Here is a 23,177-nt window from a genome sequence, read left to right as displayed (position 1 = left end):
CCGGATCAGGTGAGTAGGTGGCCAGGGATCGGCGCGGCGTCCAGCGCCCGCCCGACCGGGCCCGGATCGTGGAAGCCGCGCTCGTCGACGACGACCCGACCCGAACTGATCACCACTGAGGGCCAACCAGCGAGCTCCTCGCCCTCGTACGGGGTGTAGTCGGTCTCCATGTGCAGGTCCGCGACGGTTGCGGTCCTGGTGGCGTCCGGGTCGAGCACCACCAGGTCGGCGTCGGCCCCGGGCGCGATCACGCCCTTGCCGGTCAGCCCGTTCAGCCGCGCCGCGTTGGTGGCGAACATCGCGACGAAGCGCTCCACCGGCATGCCCCCGCGGCGCACGAGCTGGGTGAACGCCACCGGCAACCGGGTCTCCACCCCGGGCAGCCCGTTGGGCATCACGAGTACGTCGTCGGAGTGCTCCGATTTCTGCGCGGTGTCGTAGCAGCAGTGGTCCGAGCCCAGCGTGTCCACGTCACCGACCAGCGCACGGGCACGCAGGGCGGCGACCGATGACCCGGCGCGCAGCGGTGGGCAGCAGACGAACCGTTCCGGGTGCTCGCCGGTGTAGCTGCGTTCGTCCAGGTACAGGTAGTGCGGGCAGGTCTCGGTGTAGGCCCGCACTCCCCGGCGCCGCGCGGCGCGCACCAGGTCGACGGCCGCCGCGGTGGTCTGGTGCACGAAGTAGACCGGGGCGCCGACGTGTTCCGCGGTGGCCAGTACCTGAGCCACGGCGGCGTTCTCGGCCAGCTCGGGACGGGTGAACGCGTGGTGCCGGGCGTCCGCCCGCGCCGCCGAGGCCGCGATGTCCTGCGCGTCCTCGATGACGTGGTTCGCCTCGGCGTGCACGTAGGCGATGCCACCGTTCGTGTGCAGCGCGCGGAGGACTTCCAGCACCGTGTCCGGCTGGGCCATCACCGCGTTGCGGTAGGTGGTGAACAGCTTGATGGTGCGCACCCCGAGCTCGGCCATGGTCTCGATCTGCTTGCCGGTGGTGTCGTCCCACTCGACCACGCAGCCGTGCAGGGCGGTGTCGCACCGCGAGGCGGCGGCCATGTCCCTGCGTTCCTGGACGGCGGCCAGCGGACTCTGCCCCGGTTCCGGGATGGCGAAGTCCACGACGGTGGTGGTGCCGCCCCAGAGCGCCGCGGTGCTGGCCGAAACGTAGTCGTCGAGCTGCTGGTAGAGGCCGAGCCGCTGGCCGATGTGGCAGTGCGGGTCCACCCCGCCCGGGATGACCAGCTTTCCGGTGGCGTCGACGGCGCGCCGGTGGGGCGGCAGCGGCAGCGACGGATCCTGGACGGCGAGGACCCTGCCCTGTCCCACCACCACGGTGGCTGCGCTCCGGCCGCCCGCGTTGACCACGGTGCCGCCGTGCACGACCAGATCGGCCGGTTGCGGAAGTGACATCGTTCGGTGCTCCTCGTCAGCTCGGGTTCGGGGCGGCGTGGCTGGCCTCGGGATGGAAGATCACGGTGTCGACCGAGGTCAGGTGCTCACTCATGGCCTGCTCGGCCCGGTCGGCCCGGCCACCGGCGATCGCCGCGAGCACCTGCTGGTGCTCGCGCAACTGGCCCTGCCTGGCAGCCAGCGAGCTCACCGCGTGTTGGTTGACCAGCAACCACAGCGGGTGGGTCTCGGCGTTGACGAACTGGCCGACGATGCCGGCCAGCAGCGAGTTGCCGCAGCCCAGTGCCACCTCGGCGTGGAAGCGCAGGCCCAGTTCCATGAAGCGCGACAGCTGAGCCGGCTCCGCGACGATCTCGGCGGCCTCGTCCAGATCGCGGGCCAGCGCGCGCACCCGGTCGGTGTCGATGTGTCGTGCGGCCAGCGACGCGACCACCGGTTCCAATGCGCGGCGGGCGTCAATCAGCTCGCGGGGAGCCACGTCCAGTGCCGAGCCCTCGATGCCGGTCACCCCGGAGTGCGGGCCGCGAACGTAAGTGCCGTCGCCGTGGCGGACCTCGACGGCACCGATCAGCTCCAGCGCCAGGATCGCCTCGCGAGCCGTTGCGCGCGAGACGTCCAACCGGGTGGCCAGCTCGCGGTCGCCGGGCATCCGGACGCCGGGCAGGTACTCACCCTGCGCCATCGCGGTGAGCAGGTCCTGCGCTACCGACAGGTACAGGCGCCCCGGCCTAGATTGGTCGGACCTCTTCATGGTGAGAGGTTAAACCAATGTCGGGTCCGGTGCCAGCTGCCGCCGGATTGCACTCGGGACGGTTTGGAGGTGCCGGGCGAGGACTGGCACGAGTCTCACGATGGGCGATGAGGAGGAAACCGGCGCTCAACGCCTTCGCTATCACCTTCGAAGGCCGCATCACCCCGAGCGCCAGCTAACCGATGCCGAGGTCGGATCCACCGTTGATCGGACAGCCCCCACCTAGACGCCGCAGCCGGCCGGGCCGCCCAGTGCACCCGCCCGGAACTGCTCGATCCGCTGGAAGCCGAGGTCGCCGCTCGGTGGCTGGCCGGTCACGTCCCTGGCCGCGAAGTCCTGGTCGAGCAACTCCCGCACGGCCTCGTCGATGTCACCGGGGGAGAGCCCGAACCCGCCGTCGGCGTTGCGGTCGAGCAAAGAGCGGGTGTATGCGCCGGTCAGGCACACCGCCGCGCGGCCGGCTGACGGACCCTGCACCGGGCGGCCCAACGCCCCCAGCGCGGCGAGTGCGTACCGGCTGGCCACCAGCTCCGCACTGGCGTAGTCGCCGAGCCCGTTGTGCACCCGGCCCAGGTCAGCGGCGGACGCGGTCACCGCACCACTGCTTGCGCAGTACCGCGCCGGGCCTTGGCGGGCCAGGTCCGGCGTGTCGCAGCGCCGCGGCCGGAGCAGTGTGGCCGGCGGCGTCCGCCAGTTCCCGCCCCGGGACCTGACCAGGTTTCCGAACCACACGTTGGCGTCCGGGCCCATGCTGCCCACCAGGTCGTCGAGTGCCAGGTCGCCGCTCGCCATCACGTCGGAGAGCGAGCTGTAACCGCGCTGGGTGAACGTCTGGTTGTGCACGGTCATCCCCGCGCAGGTGCCGGCCCCGTTCCGGTATCCGTCCTGGAACGCCGACGCACGGTCGAACGCGTCGCCGTGCGCGGTGCGGCTGATCGCCACGCCGACCGGGTCGCGGAAGGTCAACAGCGCCCGCATCGCACGGTCCAGACCGTCCGGGCCGAGCTGCACGTCGGCGATCCTGCCATCGACCGCCGCGTGCACCACCACACCGGCGAAGCAGTCGGCCATCGCCTCGATCAGGATCGTCGGATACCGATCGGGCTCGCGCACCTGCGCGGCCGCGTCGATGCCCAGCCGGTCCTGTACCGCGTGCCCGATCTCGTGCGCGAGCGCCACCAGCACGGCGCCGTCGCCGTAGCTGGCACGCAGCCGGGGCAGCAGACCGGTGCGGTCCCAGGCGACGACGTCCAACCGGGGGCAGAACAACCCCTGGTCGGCCAGCTCCGAGGGCTGGCGCAGGCAGGGCGCCGGGACGGTGGCATCGCCCGGGTCGACCGCGTAGAAGGCGTGGATGTTCACCCAGCGCCGCCCGAACTGGACCGGGAACTGCTCGCGCCAGAACTGCTCGACGCCGGTCACCACGTCGGCGGCCAACCGGTCCGAGGCAGTGCCGGCACCGCCCCTGACGGTCGCCGGCGGCGCTGGCGGCAGGTCCGGGGCGCTGCCGACGGCGGCCATGGGCATCGCGCCGGTGTCGGCCGCGCCGGGGCCGCCGGCGACGGAGCGGCTACCTCCGGTGAGCAGGACGCCCACCACGACCAGGAGGCCGACGGCAATGCGTGCCACCGACGGGCTCCTGTGGTCACCGTGCGTTGTTGGCACAACTGTGATTCTGCTCCAGGCAGGGCCGTCCAGGGAGCAGTTCGGGCGACCCGGTGGCTACCTTGCCCAGGTGCGTGCCCTGCCCCGAGCCCTGCCCCGTGCCCTCTCGAACGTCGTCGGACCCCTGCTCGCCGCGGTCGCGCTGATCACTGCCGGCTACCTGTACCTGCGGTTCGGCAGCGGGAACCTGCCGCGGCTGGCCTCGCCGGACATGCGGACGCACGTCGACTTCGACTCGTTCTGGCGCTCGGCGGTCGCGCTGCGCAACCACACCGACCTCTACCGGACCGGCTCGACGCTGCCGAACCTCGACCCGCCGATACTCGCGGTACTGCTCGCGCCGCTCGCCGGGCTCGACGCGCTCACCGCCTACCGCGCGTTCGCGCTGCTCAACGCCGTGCTGGCGGTGGGCAGTGTGATCATCATGGCGGACCGGGCCAAGGTGCGCCCCGGCTGGGCGATGATCGCGGTGGCCGCGGTGGCGGTGTCCTCGCCGCTGCAGGGCACCGTGGCGTTGGGCCAGGTGTACGGGCTGCTGACGGCCGCGCTGACGGTCGCCTGGCTGGCGCGGCGGCACGGTCGCCTCGGCTGGGCCGGGGTGGCGCTCGGGCTGGCCGTCGCGCTCAAGCCGTCGCTGCTGCCGCTGCTGCTCTGGCCGCTGCTGCGCCGGGACCGGCCCACCCTGTTCGCGGCGCTCGGGACCGGTGCGGTGGCCACCGCGGTGGGCATCGTCGCCGGCGGTTGGACCGCGACGGTCGAGTGGCTGCGGCTGCTCGGTGCCTTCCAGGTCACCGGGTTCGGGGACAACGCCTCGCTGGCCGCGCTCGCGGTGCGCTTCCACCTGCCGTCCTGGCTGGGTTGCCTGGCCGGCTGCATCCTGCTGGGGATCACGCTGTGGCGGGCACCCCGGCGGCCGGAGCACGCCATCTGGTCGATCACCGCCGCCGCCCTGCTGCTCGCACCGGTCGCCTGGAACAACTACCTGGTGCTGTTGGCGCCCTCGGTGCCGGTGCTGCTCGGATTGCGGCAGTGGCGGCCCGCCGTGGCACTGCTGGCACTGCCGGTGATCGGGATCGAGTGGGTGCTGCTGCTGCCGGCCGGCGACTCGATCCTGACCAGGCTGGGGATGTCGCTGTACTGCGCCGTGCTGCTCACCTACTGGGCGGTACTGACGTTCGCCCGGGTGCCGGCCGAACCGGAGACCGACTCCGCCGAATGGGCGGCCGAGCTGGACTCCTGGCTCGGGCCGCCGAGGGAGCGCGCCCACAGCTGAGCCGGCCGGCTGAGTCGAGCGGCTGAGTCGAGCTGCCGAGCCGGGCGGCGCGACGGGTCCGGCCGGCACGACCCGCGTGGGCCCGGCGCGGCGTGGCCGGCTCGGCCCGGATACCGTCGCGGAGTGTTGTCGCCCACCCCCCGACCGTCGCGCGCCGCCGGCTACACGGTCCTCGCCGTCGCGCTCACCGCTCTCGCGCTCGGCACCGCCGCCTGGCTGTTCGTCCGCTATCCGGGCGTGCTGGTCAGCGGGGTGGCCAACACCGACCCGAAGGGGCACGTCGACTTCGAGACGTTCTGGCGCTCCACGGTCGCGCTGCTGCACGGCGCGGACACGTACCGGACCGGCTCGGTGCTGCCGAACCTGAACCCGCCGTTCCTGTCCCTGCTGCTCGCGCCGTTCGGGCTGCTGGCGATGCTGCCCAGCTACTGGGCGTTCAGCGCGCTGACCGTGCTGCTGGTCACCGCCGCGGTGCTCCTCACGGCCCGCGAGCTGCGGTTGGGCCGGGGTGCGACGGTGTTCGCGGTGCTGACGATGTGGGCCAGCTCGCCGCTGCACGGCACGCTGCTGCTCGGCCAGATCTACGGGTTGCTGCTGTTCGGGCTGGTGCTGGCCTGGCTGGCCCAGCGGCGCGGGCGGGAGGTGCTCGCCGCGGTGCTGCTCGGCGTCGTGGTGGCGCTGAAACCGTCGCTGGCCCCGCTGCTGCTGATCCCGCTGGCGCAGCGGCGCTGGCCGGCGCTGTGGGCCGGGATCGCCTCCGCCGGCGTGACCAGCGTGGCCGGTGTGCTCGCCGCCGGGCCGTTCAGTGCGCTGGAGTGGCTGCGGCTGGCCACCCACACGCCGGCGCCCGAGGTGGACGCCAACGCCTCGCTGCCCGGCCTGGTGGCCCGCCTGGGTGGCCCGGGTCAGGCGGGCTGGCTGCTCACGGTCGCGGTGGTGCTCGGCTCGCTGTGGTGGATCCGGCGCGCGCCGGCCTCACCCGGCGGCCTCCCACCGGGTGTGGTCGAGCGGGCCGATGCAACGATCTTCGCGGTGGCCGCCGGGTGCCTGGTCGCCGCGCCCATCGCCTGGCTGAACTACACCGTGATGCTCTGGCCGGGGGCACTGGTGCTGCTGCGGGCCGGGCGCTGGCGGGTCGCGGTGCCGCTGCTGGTGTTCCCGGTGATCCCGGTAGCCTGGGGAAACCTGTGGCAGGCCGCGCCGACAGCGACCGTCTCGCTGGTGGGACGGTCGCTGTACTGCGCGGTGCTGCTCGGCTTCTGGATCGCGCTGCTGGAGTTCGCCCGGAACTACCAGGCGAGCCCGTTCGCGGCGCCGGTCGAGGGTGCGGGTGCGGCACCGGCGACCGGCTCGGATCCGGCCGGGCCGGAGGCCACGGTCGAATCGGGTGCCACGGAATCGGGTGCCGCCGGCTCAACAGCCGCCGGCTCCGCGGCCGCCGGCTCCGCGGCCGCCGGCTCAGCGGCCGCGCGCTCGGGAACAGCCGGTGCGGCCGGCGCCGGCTCGCCGCGCAGCCAGAGCACCCCGCTGGGTGGGATCCGCAGCGACGCCGAAGCCGGCCGGCCGTGCCAGGGCTCCTCGGTGGCAACCACGGAGCCGAGGTTCCCGACCCCGGAGCCGCCGTAACCCGACGCGTCGGTGTTGACGATCTCGTGCCACTGCCCGGCGAAGGGCAGCCCGACCCGGTAGTTCTCGTGCGGGTGGCCGGCGAAGTTCGCCACGCAGGCCACCACCGACCCGTCGCTGCCCCAGCGCAGGAACGAGAAGACGTTGCCGCCGGCGTCGTTGGCGTCGATCCAGGCGAAGCCGTCCGGCGAGCTGTCCTGGGTGTAGAGCGCGGGCTGCGACCGGTAGGTCCGGTTGAGGTCGCCGACCAGGTCCTGGATGCCGGCGTGCAGCGGGTTCTCCAGAATCCCCCAGTCCAGTGACCGGGACTCCGACCACTCCCGCTCCTGGCCCAGCTCACTGCCCATGAACAGCAGCTGCTTGCCCGGGTGCGCCCACATGTAGGCCAGCAGCGCGCGCAGGTTGGCCGCCTTGTTCCACTCGTCGCCGGGCATCCGGGTCCACAGTGAGCCCTTGCCGTGCACCACCTCGTCGTGGCTGATCGGCAGCACGAAGTTCTCGGTGTAGGCGTACACCATGGAGAACGTCATCTCGTTGTGGTGGTAGCCGCGGTAGATCGGGTCCCGCCCGGTGTAGTTGAGCGTGTCGTGCATCCAGCCCATGTTCCACTTGAAGCCGAAGCCGAGGCCGCCGAGATGCGTCGGCCGGGTCACCCCGGGCCACGACGTGGACTCCTCGGCGATGGTGATCACGCCGGGGTGCGCCTTGTAGACCGTCGCGTTCATCTCCTGCAGGAAGGACACGGCCTCCAGGTTCTCCCGGCCGCCGTAGATGTTCGGCTCCCAGCCGCCCTCCTCGCGGGAGTAGTCCAGGTAGAGCATCGAGGCGACGGCGTCCACCCGCAGCCCGTCGATGTGGAACTCGTCGAGCCAGTACAGCGCGTTGGCGACCAGGAAGTTGCGCACCTCCTTGCGGCCGAAGTCGAACACGTAGGTGCCCCAGTCGAGCTGCTCGCCCCGCCGAGGGTCGGGGTGCTCGTAGAGCGGCGTGCCGTCGAACCGGGCCAACGCCCACTCGTCCTTGGGGAAGTGCGCCGGCACCCAGTCGATGATCACGCCGTAGCCGGCCTGGTGCAGCGTGTCCACCAGGTAGCGGAAGTCGTCCGGGCTGCCGAACCGGGAGGTCGGCGCGTAGTACGAGCTCACCTGGTAACCCCAGGAGCCGCCGAACGGGTGCTCGGCCACCGGCAGCATCTCGACGTGGGTGAATCCGGTGCGGTCGAGGTAGGACACCAGCTCGGCGGCCAGCGCCCGGTAGTTCAGGCCCGGGCGCCAGGACCCGAGGTGGATCTCGTAGACGCTCATCGGCTCGGCCACCGGGGTGGCCTTGGCGCGGCGCTCCAGCCAGGCCTCGTCGCCCCACGTGTAGGACGAGCTGGTCACCACGGACGCGGTGGCCGGCGGCACCTCGGCGGAGAACGCCATCGGGTCGGCCTTCTCGAGCCAGCGGCCGTCCGCGGTGAGGATGCGGAACTTGTACCGGGCGCCGGGGTTCACGCCGGGCAGGAACACCTCCCACACCCCGGAGCTGCCCAGCGAGCGCATCGGCTGGCCGACGCCGTTCCAGCCGTCGAAGTCGCCGCACACCCGCACGCCGCGCGCGGTCGGTGCCCACACGGCGAACGAGGTACCGGTGACCGGGCCGCCCGGGGTGTCGTAGCGGCGCGGGTGTGCCCCCAGCGCGTCCCACAGCCGTTCGTGGCGGCCCTCGCCGATCAGGTGCAGGTCGACCTCGCCCAGGGTCGGCAGCCAGCGGTACGGGTCGTCAGCCGTCTCGACGTAGTCGCCGTAGCGCACCGCGAGCCGGTAGTCGGTCAGCTCGTGCGGCACCAGCGCGGAGAACAGCCCGGCGTCGTGCACCCGCTGCAGCGGGAAGCTCTGTGCGTCCGACCCGGCGCCGAACACCACCTCGACCGCGTCGGCATTGGGGCGCAGCGCCCTGATGACAGTGCCGTCCGTCGTCGGGTGGCTGCCCAGCACCGAGTGCGGATCGTGGTGGTTGCCGCTGATCAAGCGGTCCGTCTCGGCGGTGCTCGGCGGGTTGGCGGGTAGGGTGGTCACGTCTCCAGACACGGCGCAGAGCCTATTGGCCAGCGGCCCCGTCCGCAGTACCGGCTGGCCCAGGTTCGCGCAAGAGCCCCAGGATGTGTTTTGAATCCGGCTGGGTACCGTGCTGGGAAGTCGTGACCGAGGGGGACAAGGTGCTCGCCGTGCACAGCCTGTGGTCACGCGGTCGCGGTCTGCTGCTCTGGGCCGAGGACAGCGACCGCCCGGTGTCCAGCCCCAGCACCGCGCTCCGGTCGGCCCGACCGCACCCGTTCGCGGTGCCCGCCGACCAGCTCGCGGCCCTGCACCCCGGCAAACCCGGGATGGCCACCCTGCTGCTGCCGTCGCTGCGCCGGTCGCCGGCCGACTCACCGGAGCTGACCAGGGCGGCGCCCCGCCGGATGCCCCCCTCCGGGCCCACGCTGACGGCCTGGTCGGTGCCGGTCGTCGCGGTCGACCCCGGTGAGCTCGACGACCTCGTCGTCGAGGTGCGCTACGGCTGGTCGGTGACCCACCTGCGGGCGCTGGCCGAGTTCGCGGTCGACCTGGCCGCGCGGGGTCGGGTGATCCCGGGGGTGCGCCCGGCCGAGGCGGGAACCGGTGCCCGCGCGGTGTGGCGGCCGGTGCTCACCGGGCCGGACGCGGCGATCCGGGCGGCGTTGGTCGCCGCGATGCCGCCGGTGGCGCGCTCCGAGCAGGCCGGGCCGCCCGGGATGGCGGTGCTGACCGGCCTGGCGGGCCAGGATCCCGGCGAGCTGGTGGACGACGCGCTCGCCGTACTGGTGGACTCGGCGGTGCGGGACCGACTGGGCCGGGCCGAGCGGCCGGTGACGTTGGCCCGGGTGCAGCGGCCGACGGGGACCGAGGCCTGGCTGGCGGCGCTCGTCTCCGCTGACGGCTGCTTCGAGGCGGACGCGGGCGAGGTCACCGCGATCGGCCGGGCGCTGGCGCCGTGGGCCACCGTGGTCGACGGGCCGACCGGGCCGGCCCAGGTCACCTTCCGGCTGACCGAGACCCAGCCGCTCGACGATCCGGCCGACCCGGACCTGAGCCTGCCGGACACGACCTGGCGGCTGGAGTTCCTGCTCCGCTCGGCCGAGGACCCGAGCCTGCTGATTCCCGCCGAGCAGGTGTGGAGCTCGCCGGCCGGGCTGCGCCGCTGGATCGAGGAGCCCCAGGAGCTGCTGCTCGCCGAGCTGGCCAAGGCGAGCGTGCTGTACCCGGAGCTGGCCGAGGCGCTGCGCGGGGCACGACCGGCCGCGCTGGAGCTGGACCTGGCGGGGGCCTACCGGTTCCTCTCCGAGGTGGCCGCCCGGTTGGACCAGGCCGGTTTCGGGGTGCTGCTGCCGTCCTGGTGGGGTTCCGCCGGCCGGTCCGCGCGCAGCCTCGGCCTGACGGTGTCGGCCAGCGCCACCCGGGTCGAGGGTGTGATCACCGCCGGTGGGCTGGGCCGGGAGCAGCTGGCCCGGTTCGACTGGCGGCTCGCGGTCGGCGACGTGGAGCTCACCGAGGACGAGATCACCGAGCTGGTCGCCACCAAGGCGCCGCTGGTACGGCTGCGCGGTCAGTGGGTCACGGTGGACCCGGACCGGTTGCGCCGAGGGCTGGAGTTCCTGAGCGGCGCGCCGACCGGGGCCGGCACCGCGCGGGACCTGCTGGCGGTGATGACCGGGTTGGCCGGCGGCCAGGACGACCGCGCGGCGCCGCTGCCGGTCACCGCGGTGCGGGCCGACGGCTGGATCGGCGACCTGCTCTCCGGTGCGGCCGAGCGGACGGTGCACCCGGTGGCCCCGCCGGCCGGCTTCCTGGCCACGCTGCGCCCGTACCAGCAGCGCGGGCTGTCCTGGCTGGCGTTCCTGTCCTCGCTCGGTCTGGGGGCCTGTCTGGCCGACGACATGGGGCTCGGCAAGACCGTCCAGCTGTTGGCGCTGGAGGCCCGAGAGCGCGCCGCGCCGGATGACGGGCTCCGGCGGCCGACGCTGCTGCTGTGCCCGATGTCGCTGGTCGGCAACTGGCAGCGGGAGGCCGCCCGGTTCGCCCCGGCGCTGCGGGTCTACGCGCACCACGGCGCGGCCCGGCTGCGCGGCACCGATCTGGCCGACCGGATCGCCGGCGTGGACCTGGTGGTGACGACGTACGGCACGGCGACCAGGGACATCGACGAGCTCGCCGGGTACGAGTGGCGGCGGGTGGTGCTCGACGAGGCGCAGGTGATCAAGAACAGCCTGTCCACCGCGGCGAAGGCGGTACGCCGGCTGCGCGCGGAGCATCGAATCGCGCTGACCGGCACGCCGATGGAGAACCGGCTCGCCGAGCTGTGGTCCGTGATGGACTTCCTCAATCCGGGTGTGCTGGGCACCAGTGAGCGCTTCCGGCACCGCTACGCGATCCCGGTGGAGCGCTACGGCGACACCGACGCGGCGGGGCGGCTGCGCAAGGTCACCCGGCCCTACCTGCTGCGCCGGCTCAAGACCGACCGCGACATCGTCGACGACCTGCCGGAGAAGATCGAGATCATCCAGGACTACCGGCTGACCAGCGAGCAGGCCTCTCTGTACCGGACCGTGGTCGACGACATGCTGGAGAAGATCGCCGGCGCGGACGGGATCAAGCGCCGGGGCACCGTGCTGGCCGCGATGGCCAAGCTCAAGCAGGTCTGCAACCACCCGGCCCAGCTGCTGCACGACGGCTCGCCGATCGGGCGGCGCTCCGGCAAGGTGATCCGGCTGGAGGAGGTGCTCGCCGAGCTGCTCGCCGAGGGCGACCGGGCGCTGTGCTTCACCCAGTTCACCGAGTTCGCCGAGATGCTGGTGCCGCACCTGTCCGCGCGGTTCGACCAGGAGGTGCTGTACCTGCACGGCGGCACCTCGCGGACGCGCCGGGACCAGATGGTGCAGCGCTTCCAGTCCGGTTCCGGCCCGTCGGTCTTCCTGTTGTCGCTGAAGGCCGGCGGCACGGGGCTGAACCTCACCCAGGCGAACCACGTGCTGCACCTGGACCGGTGGTGGAACCCTGCGGTGGAGAACCAGGCGACCGACCGGGCGTTCCGGATCGGGCAGAAGCGCAACGTGCAGGTCCGCAAGTTCGTCTGCGCGGGCACCCTGGAGGAGCGGATCGACCAGATGATCGAGAGCAAGAAGGAGCTGGCCGACCTGGTGATCAGTGACGGGGAGGGCTGGCTCACCGAGCTGTCCACCGGTGACCTGCGTGAGCTGTTCACCCTGGGGTCCGAGGCCGTCGATGAATGAGCGTGCCGCGTGAGCCCGGCACCTGAGCCGCCGTGGTGGCTGGAACGGCGGCCGAGTGGCCCGCTGCCGGTCGAGGGTGGGCTGAAGGCGCGCAGCCAGCGCGGCGCGATCGGGCGGTCCTGGTGGTCGGCGCGGTTCGTCGAGGTGCTGGAGTCGATCGGCGTCGGCGGGCGGCTCGGCCGGGGCAAGGCGTACGCCAGGTCCGGCCAGGTGATCTCGCTGGAGGCCGCCGCCGGGTCGGTGCTCGCGGAGGTGCAGGGCAGCCGGCCGCGCCCGTACCGGGTCCGCATCGGGCTGCCCACCTACGGCAAGTCCGACTGGGCGCTGGTCGAGCAGGCGATGGCGGACAGCGCCTGGTACGCGGCGAAGCTGCTCGCCGGGGAGATGCCGGCGGACATCGAGGACGTGTTCACCTCGGTCGGCCTGACCCTGTTCCCCACGAGCGTGCGCGACCTGACGCTGGACTGCGCCTGCCCGGACCGGGAGGTGCCGTGCAAGCACCTCGCGGCGGTGTTCTACCTGCTCGCCGAGTCGTTCGACGCCGACCCATTCGCGATGCTCGCGCTGCGCGGCCGGGACCGCGAAACACTGCTGGAGAACATCCGGGCCCGCCGGGGTGGTGCCGCGCCGGACTCTGACGAGCCTGGAGCGGTTCCGCCCGATGACGGCGTGCCGGCCCTGGCGGACTGCCTGGACGACTACTTCCGCCCGGCGGCGGGGCTGCCCGGGATGCCGTCGATCCCCACCCCGCCGGACGCGGTGCTCGACCAGCTGCCGGGTGTGGAGCTGACCGTCCGAGGTCGACCGCTGGACGAGCTGCTCCGGCCGGTCTACTACGCGCTGGCCGACCGGGAGTAGGGGCGTGGGCTGGCCGGGATTTGGCGGCTGGCTGGGGGCGGGGTCGACGGGGAGTAGGCCGATCGGACGGCGGCCGGGTGGGGTGCCGGTCGGGTGGGTGCCGGCCGGGTGGGGTGCCGGCCGGCCGGTCTCCGGCAGGTGCCTCGCGGGCCCTTTGCTCTGCGCATATATACGCAACAGGCGTCGTGTTACGGGTGCCCGCGCTGGGCCAGAGGCGGCGTGAAGATGACAGACGTGGCAGAAGTGGTGGGCGTGGCTGGCGCGGCGAGCCGGCTGGCTGGGCGGGCGTTGGTGTGGCTGGTGGGGATCGCGTCAGGTTGTCGAGGCCGCGCGGTCTGCCTCCACCACGAGGTCGCGCACCTCGCGTGGACGTCGTGCACGGTGTGAGGTTGCGCGACGTACACCCAAGGTGTGTGACGTGGCGTCGCAAGGTGCACGGCGTGCGAGGTGCGCCGCATGCGCAAGAGGTGCGCGGGGTGCACGCAGGCCGGCCTGTTGTTACCGAACTCCACAGCAGGCAGGTGCTGGCGCCGCTGGACATGCCTGGTGTGCAGCTCGGTAACGACAGGGCAGGGCGGGGCCGAGCACGGCGTGGAATGACCGGTCAGCATGAGCACGAGCGCGGCCGGTGCCACGGTTGATCACCGAGGTGAGCCAGGTCCGCGTAGTACGACCACCCGCCGCACAGAGGCTGCACTGCCCACGCAGCGGTCAGGGTGTTGCTGTTGCGTATACCTACGCAGAGCAAAGGAAGCGCGGCGGCGTCCGGGTACCGGGCTCAGGTGGTCGGGACCAGGGCCTTGGCCACGATGGACGCGGCGTCGGCGACGACCTGGTTGTCCGGCTTCGCCGCCGGGTCGCCCGGGACGGCGTACACCGAGATGATCAACGGTGCGCGCCCCGGCGGCCAGACCACCGCCAGGTCGTTCATCTCGCCGCGGGAACCGGTACCGGTTTTGTCGCCGACCCGCCAACGCGCCGGCAGACCCGCGCGGATCCGCTCGGCGCCCGTGGTGTTGCCCAGCAGCCAGTCGGTCAACAGGTCCCGGCCGACCGGGTCGAGGGCGTCACCGAGGGCCAGCCGGTGCAGGTCGGCGGCCATCTGCGCGGGTGAGGAGGTGTCGCGCAACTCGCCGGGCGGCACGTCGTTCAGCGCCGGCTCGATCCGGTCCAGCCGGCTGACCTGGTCACCGAGGGTGCGCGCGAACGCGGTCACCGCGGGCGGCCCGCCCAGGATGGTGAGCAGCAGGTTGGCCGCGGTGTTGTCGCTGTGCGCGATGGCCGCCTGGCACAGCGCGGCCACCGTCATGCCGTCCGCGATGTGCTGGGAGGTGACCGGCGCCCCGCTCACCAGCTGGGCGTTGGAGTAGCGCACCAGCCGGTCCAGCAATCCGGGTTGGGTGTGTCGCAGCCGCAGGATGGCGGAGGCGGCGAGCACCTTGAACGTCGAGCACATCGGGAACCGCTCGTCGGCTCGGTGGCCCACCGAAGCGCCGTTGCCGGTGTCCAGCGCGAACACCCCGAGCCGACCGCCGAACCGTGCCTCCAGGGCAGCCAGCGCGCTGTCCGGGGCGACCGTCCCGGACGGTGCGGCCGCCGCCGCGCCAGGCGCTCCGTCGCGGGCCACGGTGGTACAACCGGCCACCGCGAGGGACGCCGCGCCGAGAGAGCCGAGACAGCCGAGACTGCCGACCAGCAGTGACCGGCGGGTGAACCGCCCGGTCACCGCCCAGTTCCACCGGTGACGAGCAGCCTGCGTAACGAGCGCAGCGGGACCGGCAGCCAGCTGGGCCGGTTGCGGGTCTCGTACACGGACTCGTACACCGCCTTGTCCAGTTCCAGCGCGTGCAGCAGTACCTGGGAGTCCCGGGGGTCGGAGTCCGCCGAGTCGGCGTACCCGTCGCAGAACGCCTCCCGGTTGCGGCTGGTCCACTCCTCGGCCCGCCACACCAGTTGGCTGGTCGGCTCGGCGTCCTTGTCGTCCGACGGGTACGCCCACTCGCCCCACTCGGAGAGCTGGTGGTACGCGGCGTAGTCGAAGGAGCGCAGCATGCCGGCCACGTCCTTCAGCATGGCGTCCGGCCGGCGCCGCTCGGACAGCGGCCGCGCCGGTTCGCCCTCGAAGTCGAGCAACAGCCAACCCCGGGGGGTCCGCAGCGCCTGGCCGAGGTGCAGGTCGCCGTGCACGCGCTGGGTGCGCACCGGCTCGGCCAGCTCGGCGACGCCCTCGAACGCCGCACGCAGCGACCCGGCCAGCTCGGCCAGGTCAGGCACCACCGGCAGCGCGTTGGCCAGCCGGTCGAGCATTCCCCTGGACAGCTCCTCGGCGTCCATCGTGCCGGTGCCGAGCGCGCCGGCCAGCTCGCTGTGCATCACCGCGACGGTCTTGCCCAGCCGGAACGACTCCGCCGCGAAGTCCCCGCCGACCTCGTCGGCGCGCAGGTCGGCCTCGGCGAACAGGTCCCGGATGCTGATCAGGGCCATGGACCAGCCGTCCGCCGAGTTCGCCGCGAACTCCTGCAGCATGCCGAACGCCGCCGGCTCCCCGCCGAGGGTGCCCTCGATGGCGGCGCGCAGCCCGGCGACCTCCCCGCTGCCCATCCCGCGCAGCGCCCGGTGCAGTTCCAGGTCGGGGTTGACGCCGGCGGCGAGCCTGCGGAACAGCTTCAGCACCACCTCGTCGCCGTACACGATCGAGGTGTTGCTCTGCTCGACGTTGAGTACCCGCCCAGGCAGCCCGGTGGGTATCTCCACCCCTGGCTCGGGCACGAACCGCAGCCAGTCGTAGGTCGCCCCGGTGGCCAGAGCGCTGAGCAGCTCACCGGACAGCGTGCTGTCCCACACCCCGTCGTAGCAGGCCAGGCCCTCCGCCGTGCCGATCGACACGTGCTTCAACTGGGCGGGCAGCGTCTCGCGCCGGCCGAGCAGCAGCTGGTAGTGCTCCACCGGGCCGCCGTCGCGGTACGCAACGGCGAGCACCAGCAGGTCGGCGTAGGGCTCCTCGGTGCGCAGCTGGACCGACTGGGCGACGGAGAGCTGGGCGATCACTCGACCCTTTGCGGCGAACCAGCGCTGCCGGGGCAGCCAGTCCTGCAGTTGGTCGAGCAGCGCAGTGGCCGGTTCGGTCACCTGGCCTCCTCCGGGCTGTGAATGGAAAACCAGTAGAAGCCGTGTCCGGGCAGGGTGAGCAGGTACGGCAGGTCCCCGATCGTCGGGAACGGCACGCCGCCGGTCAGCTCGTGCAGCGTGCAGCCGCGCCACGCGGACAGGTCCAGCTCCACCGGCTGCGGGAACCGGCTCATGTTGTTGACGCAGAGCACGGTGTCACCATGGCCGCGCTCGGCACCGGGCATCGAGCGCACGTAGGACAGCACGGCCGGGTTGGAGCCGCCGAGCTCGAGGAACTCGCCGAGCCCGAACGCGCTGTGCCGCTTGCGCACATCGATCATCCGCCGGGTCCAGTGCAACAGCGACGTGCTGGAGTTGATCTGGGCCTCGACGTTCACCGTCTGGTACCCGTACAGCGGATCCATGATCACCGGCAGGTACAGCCGGCCGGGGTCGCACGCGGAGAAGCCGGCGTTGCGGTCCGGGGTCCACTGCATGGGACTGCGCACCGCGTCGCGGTCACCCTGCCAGATGTTGTCGCCCATGCCGATCTCGTCACCGTAGTACAGCACCGGTGAACCGGGCAGGCTGAGCAGCATGGCGGTGAACAGTTCCAGCTGGTTACGGTCGTTGTCCAGCAGCGGGGCCAGCCGTCGGCGGATGCCGATGTTGGCCTTCATCCGGGGGTCCTTGGCGTACTCCGCGTACATGTAGTCACGCTCTTCGTCGCTGACCATCTCCAGCGTCAGCTCGTCGTGGTTGCGCAGGAAGATGCCCCACTGGCAGCCCGACGGGATCGGCGGTGTCTGGGCCAGGATCTCCGAGATCGGGAACCTGTTCTCCCGGCGCACCGCCATGAAGATGCGCGGCATCAGCGGGAAGTGGAACGCCATCTGGCACTCGTCGCCGCCGAGCTCCGGGTCGCCGAAGTACTCCACCACGTCGGCGGGCCACTGGTTGGCCTCGGCCAGCAGCACCCGGCCGGGGAACTCGTCCTCCATCACCTTGCGGCAGCGGCGCAGGAACGCGTGGCTCTCCGGCAGGTTCTCGCAGTTGGTGCCTTCGCGCTCGAACAGGTACGGCACCGCGTCCAGCCGGAACCCGTCGATCCCCAGGTCCAGCCAGAACCGCAGCACGTCGATCATGGCGTCCTGCACGGCCGGGTTGTCGTAGTTCAGGTCCGGCTGGTGGGAGAAGAACCGGTGCCAGAAGAACTGCCCGCGCACCGGATCGTAGGTCCAGTTGGACGCCTCGGTGTCGACGAAAATGACCCGCGCCTTCGGGTACCGCGAGTCGTCGTCGGACCAGACGTAGAAATCACCATATGGCCCATCGGGGTTCCGGCGGGACTCCTCGAACCAGGGGTGCTGGTCCGAGGTGTGGTTCATCACCAGGTCGGTGATCACCCGGATGCCGCGCTTGTGCGCCTCGTCGAGGAACGCGACGAAGTCCTCCACGGTGCCGAACTCCGGCAGCACCTGGCGGAAGTCCCGGATGTCGTAACCGCCGTCGCGCAACGGCGAGTCGTAGAACGGCGGCAGCCACAGGCAGTCCACCCCGAGCCAGGACAGGTAGTCCAGCTTCTCGGTGAGCCCGCGCAGGTCGCCGGTGCCGTCCCTGGTGGAGTCGTAGAACGCTCTGACCAGTACTTCGTAGAACACGGCGCGCTTGAACCAGTCCGGCTCGAGCGGGAGCTCCCTGGCGTGGCGGAAGTCCTCCGAGTCCGGCTCGGTCAGCTCCGCGCGCTCGGCTGGGTGAGTCCCTCGGCTGCGTTCCGAGGACTGGGGGTTGGGGGCGGGGACGGCGGCCCGGGGGCCGGCGCCGGGGGCCTGGGCGACGGCTGGGCGGTCGAGGCTGGAGGAGCCATCGGACCGCTCTAGATCGATCGACATGGGTGCGCGCAATTCCTAGCGAGGGCGGAAGACTGGAGCGGGACAAGTGCAGTGGTACCTGCCCGGGCCCGGTCGGGTCAAAGCGGGGTAGGCCCGAGACAACTAGAGTTGCTCTCTTCGCGGGAAAATACCTGGAGTGAACGGTGGCGGCAGGCTCTACGAGGCAGGACGAGATCACGGCCGAGCAGCGGCACGTGGATCGGGTCTACGCCCGGCTCACACAGCTGCGCGAGGAGGCCAAGGAGCTGCGCTCCGCGGGTTACCGGCGCGGCCAGGAACGGCACCCGGGCGCGCTGTTCGAGCGGGACGTGATGGTCTTCCAGGCCAGCAGGATGCTGCGCGAGCTGGAGACCGAGCACGAGGGGCTGGTGTTCGGCCGGCTGGACAAGGTCGCCGGGCAGATCCAGTACGTGGGTCGGCTCGGCGTGCGCGACCCCGACTTCGAGCCGCTGGTGATCGACTGGCGGGCACCGGCGGCGGCCGCGTTCTACCGGGCCACCCCGGAGAATCCGATGGAGGTGGTGCGGCGGCGCACCATCCGCAGCTTCGGCCAGCGGGTCCTGGACCTGACCGACGACCTGCTGATGCCCGACGCCGCGCCGGACGGGATGCCGGTGGTCGGCGAGGGCTCGCTGATGGCCGACCTGTCCCGGGCGCGGGGGCCGGCGATGCGCGACATCGTCGCCACCATCCAGCGCGAGCAGGACGAGGCGGTGCGCGCGCCGTCCGGCGGCATCACCGAGATCAGCGGCGGCCCGGGCACCGGTAAGACCGCCGTCGCGCTGCACCGCGCGGCCTACCTGCTCTATGCGGACCGGCGGCGGTTCTCCGGCGGCGTGCTGGTGGTGGGCCCCTCGCCGGTGTTCATGGACTACATCTCCCGGGTGCTGCCGTCCCTCGGTGAGGACACGGTCGAGCTGCGCTCCCTGGGCGGCGTGCTGGACGGGGTCAGCGCGTCCCGGCTGGACCCGCCGGCGCTGGCCGAGCTCAAGGGTTCCGGCCGGATGCGCCGGCTGCTCAAGGCGGCCCTGGCCAGCGACCCGCCGGGGGTGCCGACCGAGCTGCGGATGGTCTACCGGGGCCAGGTGATCCGGCTGGGTGCCGACACCCTCGGCTCGGTCCGCCGCGACGTGCACCGACAGCGGGCGACGCCGAACCGGGCCCGCCGGGAGGCCGCCGCGGCACTGCTCAACGCGCTGTGGTTGGCCTCCGGAGACATCGACAACCCGTCCTCGCGCGCGGACCGCGAGTCGCTGATCGCCGACCTGGGCGACCGCTCGGAGTTCGACGCCTTCCTGGACGACTGGTGGACCGAGCTGCGGCCGACCGAGGTGCTGAGCTGGTTGGGTGATCCGCGCCGGCTGTCCGGGCTGGCCGGGCGCACGTTGCGACCGGACCAGGTGGCCGCGCTGTCCGCGTCCTGGCGTTCGGCGGACGGATCCGGCCAGCCGGACTGGTCGGTGGCCGACGTGGCGCTGCTGGACGAGCTGCGGGTGCTCGCCGGCGAGCGTGGCGAGGGGCGGCGGGGCCGCGAGTTCTTCTACGGCCACGTGATCGTGGACGAGGCACAGGACCTGTCCCCGATGCAGTGGCGGATGCTCGGCCGGCGCGGCCAGTACGCCAGCTGGACCATCGTGGGCGACCCGGCGCAGACCTCCTGGCCGACCACCGACGAGGCGGACAGGGCCAGGGAGTCCGCGTTGGGCAGGGTGAAGACCCGGCGCCGGTTCCAGCTGAGCACCAACTACCGCAACTCGGCGGAGATCTTCGAGCTGGCCGCCTCGGTGGTGCGGGATGTGGTGGCGCCGGCGGAGCTGCCCAAGCCGGTGCGCTCGACCGGGTGGGCCCCCTCGGTGCTGACGGTGGACGCGGCGAAGTTGCCGGCGGCCTGCCGGGAGGCGGTCGACGAGCTGCTGGAGGCGGTGGAGGGCACCGTCGGGGTGATCACCGCGATGGACCGGAGGGCCGAGGTGTCCGGCTGGCTCGCCGATCGGTTCGGCGCCGGGGTGGACGGGGCGGAGTCCCGGTTGCGGGTGGTCGGCAGCCTGGAGGCCAAGGGTCTGGAGTACGACGCGGTGGTGCTGGTGTCGCCCTCCGAGCTGATCGCCGAGTCGAGCACCGGCCGGCGCGCCCTGTACGTCGCCCTGACCAGAGCCACCCAGCGGCTCACCGTGCTGAGCAGCGACGACAGCTGGCGCTCTTAGGACGCGTCCGAGGGCGTGGTCCGGGCCGGGCGGAACGCGTCCAGGAACGCGGTGAGCGCGGTCGCCATCCGGCCCGGGTGGTACCGGTCCGGGTCGAGCAGCACCCGCGCACCGGCCATCTCCACGATCGCCCGCAGCAGGTGCACCGCGACGTCGACGTCGAGGTCGGCGGGGAAGTGGTTCGCGGCGGCGTACCGGGTGAACTGCGTCCGCAGCAGCGACAGCAGCTCCGCGCGGGCCGCCGTCAGCCGCTCGCGGGACTCCTCGGGCACCGCCTCGAGCGGTACGTAGAGCAGCCGCCAGGTGTCCGGCGCGTCCCGGACCGCGGTCAGGAACGTCCGCAGCGTCTCCGCCGGCAGCCCGCGCTGGTCGGCGGCCCCGGACCGGTCGGCGACGGCGGCGGCGGTGAAGACCGCCCGCATCCGCGCCTCCTCCCTGCTGACCAGCGCCGCGAGCAGGTCCGTCCGGCCGGCGAAGCAGTCGTAGGCGACCGGCCTGGTGACGCCGGTGTGCCGGGCCACCGCGTGCATGCTGACCGCGCCGAAACCGGACTCGGCGACCAGCCGCAGCGCGGAGTCCAGCAGCTGCTCGGTGCGCGCCTCGATGGGCAACCGGCTGGCGTAGCGGCGCCGCGAACGACCCGCCTTCGGCAGTTTCGGCTTGGACGTTCGCGGCTTCGGCATGGCGGTGTCAGCGCCGCCCGTTCGGGACCGGCTCCAGGGTGAGCACACTGAACAGGGCACGGGTGAAGCCGGTCAGCCGGGCCGGCGGGAACTCCGAGGGCGCGTTGAGCACCAGCCGGGCGGCCGCCTCGCCCGCCGCGATGACGGCCAGCGCCACCACCTCGGTGTCCAGCCCGGCGATCCGGGTGCCCAGTACCGCCCGGATGCTCGCCTCGACGACCCCGGCGATCTTCTCCCGGCCGCGTTCGATCCGGATGCCGACCTCGGCGGGCAGTCCCTCGGTGGGCGAGAGCAGCATCCGCCAGGTGGTCGGGCGGTCCAGCACGAGCCGCAGGAACGCCTCCAGCGCGGTGGTCACCGAGTCGCCGAGGTCGGTCCCGGCCAGCACCCGGGGCGCCACGGTCATGACGTCCGACAGCGCCCGTGACTCCTCCCGGACCAGCAGCGCGTCCAGTAGCGCGGCCCGGTCGGCGAAGAAGTCGTAGACGCGTGGGCGGGCCACACCGGCCTCGCGGGCCACCGCCTGCATGGTCACCGAGGCCGCGCCGTGCTCGGCGACCAGGTCCAGGGCGCGGTCCAACAGTTCGTCACGCCGGTCAGCGGGGGCCAGGCGGCGCCGAGGAGGCGACCCGGCCGAGGGATCGCTCACACAACCTCAACCTCCTCTGTCGTGTCGGGAGCTCGGGTGGACACCCCCTGGGAAAATCTGAAATTGACAGCGTTGTAGTGCAAAGTTACATTTCCTTAACGAGTGGTGGGAAGTGCCGATCCGGTGAATGCGGCCGGCGTGTTTCGGCAGTTCAGCGCCGCATGGCAGCGTTGCCGGAAGGGGCTCGACGTGAGGGATCGCAACGTCGATGCGAAGACGGTGCTCCGCAAGCAGCTGGGCCCCGACCTCGCGGTGCTCGACCTGCTGACCGAGCAGGAGAGCGCCGAGCTGCAGGTTCTGATCGACGACGCGCGCGCGACCCAGCGCAAGGCGCTCGACGCGTCGATCTCCGAGGTGCTCGGCCGGCTGCCCCGGCTTGCCCGCGGGCCGGCTCGCAAGATCATGTTCGGCTAGGGGGTAGCGATGAGTGATCTGGTTGCCAGGGCCCAGCTGATCATGTTGGCCGAGACGCTCGGCGTTGCGCCGGAGCGGGTACGCCATCTCGAACGCCTCGGCGCGGAAAACCTGCGGAGCCTGCGCGAGCGGATCTCCAACCTGCTCTTCGACGAGCAGTCGGCGACCTTCGCGAGGATGAGCAGGCTGGCCCCGCTGGTACCGAACGGGCTGGTCGCCAGGGTGTCCCAGGCAATCGTGCCGCCGCTGGTGGCCGGTAGGGCGGCCGGCGCGCTCGGCGTGGACCACCCCGGGCGGGCCAAGGGTGTGCTCTCCGACCTCTCGCCCCAGTACATGGCCGACTGCGCGCCCTTTCTGGACCAGCGCACGGTGGCCGTGCTGGCGCCGAACATCCCGCCCGCGCTGCTGATCCCGGCCGCGAACGAGCTGATGCGCCGCAAGGCCTACGTGACGGCGTCCTGGTTCCTGGACTACGCCACCCCCGAGGCGCTGCTCGACCTCGAGGCGGGCATCCCGGACAAGGCGGGGTTGCTGCACACCACCTCGCTGGTGCAGTCCGACGAGCGGCTCGAGCAGATCGTCCGGCTGCTGCCGTCGGAGCGGCTCGCGGTGATCGTGCGGACCGCCGTCGAGTCGCCCGAGCTGCTGATGGCCGGCCTCTCGCTGCTGGCCAGGCTCTCTCCCGAGCTGGCCGCCGACCTGGGCGACATCCTGTTCGAGCAACTGGACGACGACGGCCTGACCGAGGTGCTGCGCACCGTGGTGGGCCAGGACGCGATCCCTGAGCTGCTCACCGTGGCCGCGGCGGTGCGCGAGGACGCGCTGCGCCGGATCGCCGCCGACCCGTTCCTGACCGAGCCGGCGACGCTCGAGGAGTTCGTCGACGCCGCCGTTGAGCACGACCGCTGGGAGGGGCTGCTCCGGGTCGCCGAGCACCTGTCCGGGGAGGCCGGCCGCCGCATCAACCGCGCCGCCAAGTCCGCCACCAAGTCCGCCGCCAAGTCCGCCGGCAATTCCGCCGGCAATTCCAAGGCCAAGGCCAGCTAGCCCCCGATCCGCCAGTGCGGCGCACGATCCTCTGGCGGGAGGCCGACACCCACCCCGAGGTGGCCCGCTGCATGCACGCGTTCCACGACGAGCTGGTCGACCTCGCCACCGAGGTGATCGGGCTGGCCGACCCGGCCGGCAGTGACCCGGCGGCCCGGCACCCGGCGGCGCTGGCCTGGACCGGCACCATGACGCTGGCGCTGAACACCGCCCGCCTCGGCGGCACCGAGCACGATCTGCCGATGGTGGCCGGCCTGCTCGACGCCGGCCTGCGAGCCTCCCGGCGGTGACCCGAGGAGCAGCGTTCG

The 23,177-nt window shown here is 72.4% G+C and carries 16 protein-coding genes and 1 pseudogene; 8 read left to right on the top strand and 9 right to left on the bottom strand.

Annotation, left to right across the window (positions count from 1 at the left end):
- Positions 1 to 5 precede the first annotated feature (5 nt).
- The 3 genes from ACTXG6_RS44475 to ACTXG6_RS44465 all read right to left on the bottom strand — a co-directional run bounded on the left by ACTXG6_RS44475 (position 6) and on the right by ACTXG6_RS44465 (position 3,786).
- Positions 6 to 1,406: an amidohydrolase family protein gene (locus ACTXG6_RS44475; protein WP_445185310.1), complete on the bottom strand. Its 1,401-nt coding sequence runs from the start codon at positions 1,404 to 1,406 to the stop codon at positions 6 to 8.
- A gap of 16 nt (positions 1,407 to 1,422) precedes the next feature.
- Positions 1,423 to 2,157: a FadR/GntR family transcriptional regulator gene (locus ACTXG6_RS44470; RefSeq protein ID WP_445185309.1), complete on the bottom strand. Its 735-nt coding sequence runs from the start codon at positions 2,155 to 2,157 to the stop codon at positions 1,423 to 1,425.
- 222 nt (positions 2,158 to 2,379) lie between these two features.
- Positions 2,380 to 3,786 (bottom strand): neutral zinc metallopeptidase, encoded by a 1,407-nt coding sequence (locus tag ACTXG6_RS44465; RefSeq protein ID WP_445185308.1) that lies wholly within the window; start codon positions 3,784 to 3,786, stop codon positions 2,380 to 2,382.
- A gap of 40 nt (positions 3,787 to 3,826) precedes the next feature.
- On the opposite strand from ACTXG6_RS44465, the gene ACTXG6_RS44460 reads away from it, so the two are divergent.
- Together ACTXG6_RS44460 and ACTXG6_RS44455 are read left to right on the top strand one after the other, a co-directional pair.
- A complete protein-coding gene (locus ACTXG6_RS44460; protein ID WP_445185307.1) occupies positions 3,827 to 5,095 on the top strand; it encodes a glycosyltransferase family 87 protein in 1,269 nt (422 codons plus the stop codon).
- A gap of 123 nt (positions 5,096 to 5,218) precedes the next feature.
- Positions 5,219 to 6,052 (top strand): annotated as a pseudogene (locus ACTXG6_RS44455) (glycosyltransferase family 87 protein); the annotation flags it as partial.
- Between the two features lie 332 nt (positions 6,053 to 6,384).
- Here the strand turns inward: ACTXG6_RS44455 and glgB are convergent.
- The gene (gene glgB, locus ACTXG6_RS44450; RefSeq protein ID WP_445185306.1) at positions 6,385 to 8,781 is read right to left on the bottom strand and encodes a 1,4-alpha-glucan branching protein GlgB; all 2,397 of its coding nucleotides are present in this window, start codon (positions 8,779 to 8,781) and stop codon (positions 6,385 to 6,387) included.
- Between the two features lie 122 nt (positions 8,782 to 8,903).
- Between glgB and ACTXG6_RS44445 the strand changes: the two genes are divergently transcribed.
- Both ACTXG6_RS44445 and ACTXG6_RS44440 read left to right on the top strand, forming a co-directional pair.
- Positions 8,904 to 12,014 (top strand): DEAD/DEAH box helicase, encoded by a 3,111-nt coding sequence (locus tag ACTXG6_RS44445; protein ID WP_445185305.1) that lies wholly within the window; start codon positions 8,904 to 8,906, stop codon positions 12,012 to 12,014.
- 9 nt (positions 12,015 to 12,023) lie between these two features.
- Positions 12,024 to 12,872 (top strand): SWIM zinc finger family protein, encoded by an 849-nt coding sequence (locus tag ACTXG6_RS44440; protein ID WP_445185304.1) that lies wholly within the window; start codon positions 12,024 to 12,026, stop codon positions 12,870 to 12,872.
- Between the two features lie 778 nt (positions 12,873 to 13,650).
- On the opposite strand, the gene bla is transcribed toward ACTXG6_RS44440, so the two are convergent.
- The 3 genes from bla to treS all read right to left on the bottom strand — a co-directional run bounded on the left by bla (position 13,651) and on the right by treS (position 17,872).
- Entirely contained in the window at positions 13,651 to 14,517 is an 867-nt protein-coding gene (gene bla / locus ACTXG6_RS44435) for a class A beta-lactamase (protein WP_445190283.1), read from the bottom strand.
- Positions 14,518 to 14,594: 77 nt separating this feature from the next.
- Positions 14,595 to 16,001, bottom strand: coding sequence for a maltokinase N-terminal cap-like domain-containing protein (locus tag ACTXG6_RS44430; RefSeq protein ID WP_445185303.1), 1,407 nt, complete (start codon positions 15,999 to 16,001; stop codon positions 14,595 to 14,597).
- A complete protein-coding gene (treS, locus tag ACTXG6_RS44425) occupies positions 15,998 to 17,872 on the bottom strand; it encodes a maltose alpha-D-glucosyltransferase (protein WP_445185302.1) in 1,875 nt (624 codons plus the stop codon). Before treS ends, ACTXG6_RS44430 begins: the two co-directional genes overlap by 4 nt.
- A 143-nt stretch (positions 17,873 to 18,015) precedes the next feature.
- Between treS and ACTXG6_RS44420 the strand changes: the two genes are divergently transcribed.
- Complete coding sequence (locus tag ACTXG6_RS44420) at positions 18,016 to 20,076, top strand: HelD family protein (RefSeq protein WP_445185301.1); 2,061 nt, start codon at positions 18,016 to 18,018, stop codon at positions 20,074 to 20,076.
- On the opposite strand, the gene ACTXG6_RS44415 is transcribed toward ACTXG6_RS44420, so the two are convergent.
- Positions 20,073 to 20,759, bottom strand: coding sequence for a TetR/AcrR family transcriptional regulator (locus ACTXG6_RS44415; RefSeq protein ID WP_445185300.1), 687 nt, complete (start codon positions 20,757 to 20,759; stop codon positions 20,073 to 20,075). The genes ACTXG6_RS44420 and ACTXG6_RS44415 overlap by 4 nt on opposite strands.
- A 7-nt stretch (positions 20,760 to 20,766) precedes the next feature.
- Complete coding sequence (locus ACTXG6_RS44410) at positions 20,767 to 21,408, bottom strand: TetR/AcrR family transcriptional regulator (RefSeq protein ID WP_445185299.1); 642 nt, start codon at positions 21,406 to 21,408, stop codon at positions 20,767 to 20,769.
- 123 nt (positions 21,409 to 21,531) lie between these two features.
- On the opposite strand from ACTXG6_RS44410, the gene ACTXG6_RS44405 reads away from it, so the two are divergent.
- The 3 genes from ACTXG6_RS44405 to ACTXG6_RS44395 are packed head-to-tail and all read left to right on the top strand — an operon-like array spanning position 21,532 to position 23,159.
- Positions 21,532 to 21,822, top strand: coding sequence for a hypothetical protein (locus tag ACTXG6_RS44405; protein WP_445185298.1), 291 nt, complete (start codon positions 21,532 to 21,534; stop codon positions 21,820 to 21,822).
- Between the two features lie 9 nt (positions 21,823 to 21,831).
- Complete coding sequence (locus ACTXG6_RS44400) at positions 21,832 to 22,869, top strand: hypothetical protein (RefSeq protein WP_445185297.1); 1,038 nt, start codon at positions 21,832 to 21,834, stop codon at positions 22,867 to 22,869.
- Between the two features lie 14 nt (positions 22,870 to 22,883).
- Positions 22,884 to 23,159 carry a hypothetical protein gene (locus ACTXG6_RS44395; protein ID WP_445185296.1) on the top strand — a complete coding sequence of 92 codons (276 nt, stop codon included), beginning with the start codon at positions 22,884 to 22,886 and terminating at the stop codon, positions 23,157 to 23,159.
- Positions 23,160 to 23,177: the final 18 nt, after the last annotated feature.

It is taken from the genome of Pseudonocardia sp. Cha107L01, assembly GCF_052566575.1.
Note: the sequence above shows the minus strand (reverse complement) of the source record. Positions and strands in the feature narration are given on the sequence as shown.

Bases quoted from the DNA above. Each gene is read 5' to 3' on its own strand.
- ACTXG6_RS44400 (WP_445185297.1), top strand. From the start codon at position 21,832: ATGAGTGATCTGGTTGCCAGGGCCCAGCTGATCATGTTGGCCGAGACG.
- treS (WP_445185302.1), bottom strand. From the start codon at position 17,872: ATGTCGATCGATCTAGAGCGGTCCGATGGCTCCTCCAGCCTCGACCGC.
- ACTXG6_RS44415 (WP_445185300.1), bottom strand. From the start codon at position 20,759: ATGCCGAAGCCGCGAACGTCCAAGCCGAAACTGCCGAAGGCGGGTCGT.
- ACTXG6_RS44470 (WP_445185309.1), bottom strand. From the start codon at position 2,157: ATGAAGAGGTCCGACCAATCTAGGCCGGGGCGCCTGTACCTGTCGGTA.
- ACTXG6_RS44475 (WP_445185310.1), bottom strand. From the start codon at position 1,406: ATGTCACTTCCGCAACCGGCCGATCTGGTCGTGCACGGCGGCACCGTG.